Origin of the sequence: Streptomyces sp. UH6 (genome assembly GCF_013421635.1) — a bacterium.
Lineage (GTDB): Bacteria > Actinomycetota > Actinomycetes > Streptomycetales > Streptomycetaceae > Streptomyces > Streptomyces abyssomicinicus.
In genome coordinates this window covers 1-4,116 of record NZ_JACADT010000500.1, presented here as the reverse complement: position 1 = coordinate 4,116, position 4,116 = coordinate 1, and the positions used below count along the sequence as shown (strand labels likewise).

Annotated in this window: 4 protein-coding genes; 1 reads left to right on the top strand and 3 read right to left on the bottom strand. The window is 75.2% G+C overall.

The features are described 5' to 3' along the window. The 3 genes from HW445_RS20795 to zapE form a co-directional block, all read right to left on the bottom strand. A partial coding sequence (locus HW445_RS20795; RefSeq protein WP_180222496.1) for an aminoacyl-tRNA hydrolase occupies positions 1-683 on the bottom strand: 683 nt, incomplete at its 3' end. A 111-nt stretch (positions 684-794) separates the two neighbouring features. Continuing rightward, positions 795-2,357, bottom strand: a complete 1,563-nt coding sequence (locus tag HW445_RS20790) for an FAD-dependent oxidoreductase (protein WP_180222495.1) — start codon at positions 2,355-2,357, stop codon at positions 795-797. A gap of 127 nt (positions 2,358-2,484) precedes the next feature. Then, positions 2,485-3,591, bottom strand: a complete 1,107-nt coding sequence (gene zapE / locus HW445_RS20785; RefSeq protein WP_180222494.1) for a cell division protein ZapE — start codon at positions 3,589-3,591, stop codon at positions 2,485-2,487. 37 nt (positions 3,592-3,628) lie between these two features. Between zapE and HW445_RS20780 the strand changes: the two genes are divergently transcribed. Then, on the top strand, positions 3,629-4,116 hold a 488-nt coding region (locus HW445_RS20780; protein WP_180222493.1), incomplete at its 3' end, for a dihydrofolate reductase family protein.

Below are 4,116 nucleotides of genomic sequence, written 5' to 3'. Positions count from 1 at the left end.
GGGTGGCCGGCGATCACCGTGCACGAGCCCGGCGCGATCTCGGTGAAACCGGCGTCGCGCACCACGGGGAGGTCCGACCGGAGCAGGCGCGCCCAGCGCTCGGGCGAGGCGGTGCGGACCGCGAGGGCGAAACCGGAGTCCCGCCAGGCGGCGCGGTCGGCGCCGGACAGTTCCCACCAGGCCAGCTGGGCGGCGTGGCCTGTCTGGGCCATCGTCTTGCCGGCCGACATGTGCACCTCCGGGTTGAGCCAGAGCACCGGGGTGGCGGGGTCGGCGGGCGGCGGGGGCTCCGGGTCGTCCAGGTCGGTGCCGGAGACCTGGAGCTTGGCCAGTTCCCTGGGCCAGCCGTCCAGGGGGACCGGCGGGTACACCCGCACCTCGGCGGACCTTCCGTTCACGGTGATCCCGGGCAGCGTCTGCGCCTTGCGCCACTCGCCGCCCCGGGCCCGGCGGACCACCTTGCGGATCCGCGCGTCCTGCCACGCCTCGACCGCCTCCGCCCACTCGCCGTCGCCGCTCGAGCGCGGGTCGTCCAGCACGGTCAGCACCGCACGGGCGGAGGTCTCCAGCGCGTCGGTGCGGGCGGGGGGATCCGTCTTCTCCAGCCGCACCACGAGCGGCAGCACGTACTGGGGCTTCTCGTCCCGGGGGTCGGTGGTGATGGTGAAGGGCGACGTGGTCACGGGGACAGTCTGCCAAACCCCCGGGCGGTGCTCAGGCCGAGGTGGTGCTCCGGCCGAGGCCCCCTCCCGCGGCCACGGGAGGGGGCGCGCCCCCAGGGGCGCGGGGCCGTGTCAGGAAGGCGGGGTGTCGTGGCGGTGGCGGAGGTCGCGGCGGGCGAGCGGCCGGGTCGCCGGGCCCTGGAGGACGGAGCCGTCGGGGGCGAAGCGGGAGCCGTGGCAGGGGCACTCCCACGCGCGCTCCGCGGCGTTGAAGCCGACCAGGCAGCCGAGGTGCGTGCAGCGGGCCGAGACCGCGTGCAGGGCCCCCTCGTCGTCCCGGTGGACGGCCAGCGACTCACCGCCCACCCGCACCACCGCTCCGTCCCCCGGCTCGATGTCCTCCACCGGCGTCGCCCGGCACGCGGCCGCCAGCCGGTCGCCGACGAAGTGTTTGGCCACCTCCGTCTGGGTCCGGAGGAACCGGGGCGCCTCCCGGACCACCGGCAGCACCCGGCGCGGGTCGTACAGTCCGGCCCACGGGCTGGTGCCGCCGTCGATCAAGGTGGCGAGCAGCCGGCCGGCCATGATGCCGCCGCTCATGCCCCAGCCGCGGAACCCGGTGGCCACCCACAGCCCCCGCGCCCCCGGGTGGAGCGGCCCGACCAGCGGCACCGTGTCGGTGGCGTCGGTGTCCTGCGTGGCCCAGCCGTACGCCGGCTCGACGCCGGGGAAGTTGGCCACCGCCCAGTCCGCGAGCCGCCGGAAGCGTTCCTCAGGGTCGCCGGTGCCGGGCAGGACGTGTTCGCCGGTGACGATCAGCAGCCGCTTCCCCGGGGCGTCCAGCGGCGCGGTCCGCACCGACCGGGTGTTCTCCTCGGAGGTGATGTACATGCCGTCCGGGTCCAGGGAGTCCGGCATCCGCCCGGCCACCACGAACTCGCGGCGCGGCTTCAGCCGGGAGAACAGCAGGGCCCGGTCGAAGACGGGGTAGTGGGTCGCGACCACGACGTCCCGGGCGCGCACCACGCTGCCGGTGTCCGTCTCCAGGAGGTGGGGTTCGCCCTCGGTGAGGCCGGTGACGCGGGTGTTCTCCAGGATCAGCGCCCCCTGCGCGGCCAGGTCGGCGGCGATCGCCAGCAGGTAGGAACGCGGGTGGAACTGGGCCTGTCCGTCGACCCGCACCGCCCCGGCCACCGGGAACGGCAGCCCGGTGACCTGCGTGAACACCGCCGGCAGTCCCGCCGCCCGGGCCGCCTCCGCCTCCGCCTTGGCCTCGTCGGCCCGAGCGGGGTCGGTGACGTAGGAGTACGCGCTGCGGGGTTCCCAGTCGCAGTCGATGCCGAGTTCCTCGACCAGGGCCGCGGCGTGCTCGACCGCCTCGGTCTGCGACCGCGCGTACAGGCGGGCCCCTTCGGCGCCGCGGGTCCTGTGCAGCCGCGCGTAGACCATGCCGTGCAGGGCGGTCAGCTTGGCGGTGGTGTACCCGCTGACACCGCCGGCCAGCCGGCCCGCCTCCAGCACGGCCACGGTCCGGCCGGCGCGCATCAGCTCGTGCGCCGTGCTGAGGCCGGCCATGCCCGCGCCGATGATCGCGACGTCCACGTCCACGTCGGAGGCCAGGGAGGGATACGGCTCGTCGCCGGGGGCCGTCCGCATCCAGTAGGACGGTCCGAGCGGAGGGTAACGAGTGCTCATGCCGCGCCGGGTACCCCGGGCCCGCCCGATCAGTGCCGGTCGGATCGGTGCCGCTCGGATCAGCGCCGGTCGGATCGGTGCCGGTCCGACGGGTGCCGCCCCGGCCGGGGGCCGCCGGGCGGGACGGTCAGGCCTCGACCAGCGGCTTGGCGTCGCGGGCCAGCGCCGTCAGCCGCGAGATGGCCCGGAAGTACTTCTTCCGGTACCCCCCGGCCAGCATCTCGGCGCTGAACAGCTCGTCGAACGGCGCCCCCGAGGCCACCACCGGCACCTCACGGTCGTACAGCCGGTCGGCGAGGACCACCAGCCGCAGCGCCGTGGACTGGTCCGGCACGGCCGTCACACCGGTGAGGCAGACCGCGGCCAGGTCGTCGGTGAGCGCGCCGTACCGGCTGGGGTGGACCCGTGAGAGGTGGTCGAGCAGCGCGGGGAAGTCGTCCAGGGCGGCCCCCGGCGTGGCGTGGGCGACGCGCCGCACCTGCTCGTCGGAGAACGGCGGCGGCGCCTCCGGCAGGCCACGGTGGCGGTAGTCCTCGCCGTCGATGCGCAGCGCGCGGAAGTGCGCGGACAGGCCCTGGATCTCGCGGAGGAAGTCCGCCGCCGCGAACCGGCCCTCGCCCAGCTTGCCCGGCAGCGTGTTGGAGGTGGCGGCCAGCGCGACCCCGGCGTCCACCAGCTTCCCCAGCAGCGTGGACACCAGCACGGTGTCGCCCGGGTCGTCGAGCTCGAACTCGTCGATGCACAGCAGCCGGTGCCCGGAGAGGGTCTTCACGGTCTGCTGGAACCCGAGCGCGCCCACCAGGTTGGTCAGCTCGACGAAGGTGCCGAACGCCTTCAGCGCCGGTTCCGCCGGGGTGGCGTGCCACAACGAGGCGAGCAGGTGGGTCTTGCCGACGCCGTACCCGCCGTCCAGGTAGACGCCGCGCGGTCCGGCCGGTGCGGAGGGCTTCGCCCTGCCGCGGCCGAACAGCCGGCGCATCGCACCGCCGCCGCCGTCCGCCGGGGCCCCGTCGAGAGAGGCGGCGAACCCCTCGAGGACGCGGACCGCCTCGCTCTGGCTCGGCTGGTTCGGGTCCGGTATGTACGTCCCGAAGCGGGCCGAGCCGAAACGCGGCGGCGGCACCATCTCCGCCACCAGGCGGTCGGCGGGAACGTGGGGCTCACGGGCGCACAGGGACTGCGGGGCCGTTTCGGCTATGGGTCCGCGACCGGCGGCGGAGGTGGAAGGCGACACGCTTCCCCATGTTAAGCGGCATGTCACACTGCGTGTCATGCGACGCCTGTTCCCTGTGACCCAAGAGACAGCCACCCCCGCGGCCGCCGCCGACCGCGAGTGGACCCTCGACGAACTGGCCGACGCCTACGCGTACCCCACCCACCCCACCGACCCGCAGGGCGGGCCCGGCAGCCGTGAGCCCTGGCTGCGCGCCAACATGGTCTCCACCCTCGACGGCGCGGCCCAGCACGACGGCCGCTCGCACCCCATCTCCAGCGCCGCGGACATGCGGATCTTCGGCACGCTGCGAGCCCTGGCCGACGTCGTCGTGGTCGGTGCCGAAACGGTCCGGCAGGAGGGGTACCGGCCGGCCCGCGCCCGCAAGGAGTTCGCCGCCCGCCGCGAGGCGTCCGGGCAGGCGCCCGCGCCCGCGATAGCCGTCGTCTCCGCGGGCCTGGAGCTGGACTTCTCCCTGCCACTGTTCACCTCACCGACGACGCCCACCCTGATCCTCACCGGCGCCGCCGCCGACCCGCACCGGGT

Bases quoted from the DNA above. Each gene is read 5' to 3' on its own strand.
- HW445_RS20790 (WP_180222495.1), bottom strand. From the start codon at position 2,357: ATGAGCACTCGTTACCCTCCGCTCGGACCGTCCTACTGGATGCGGACG.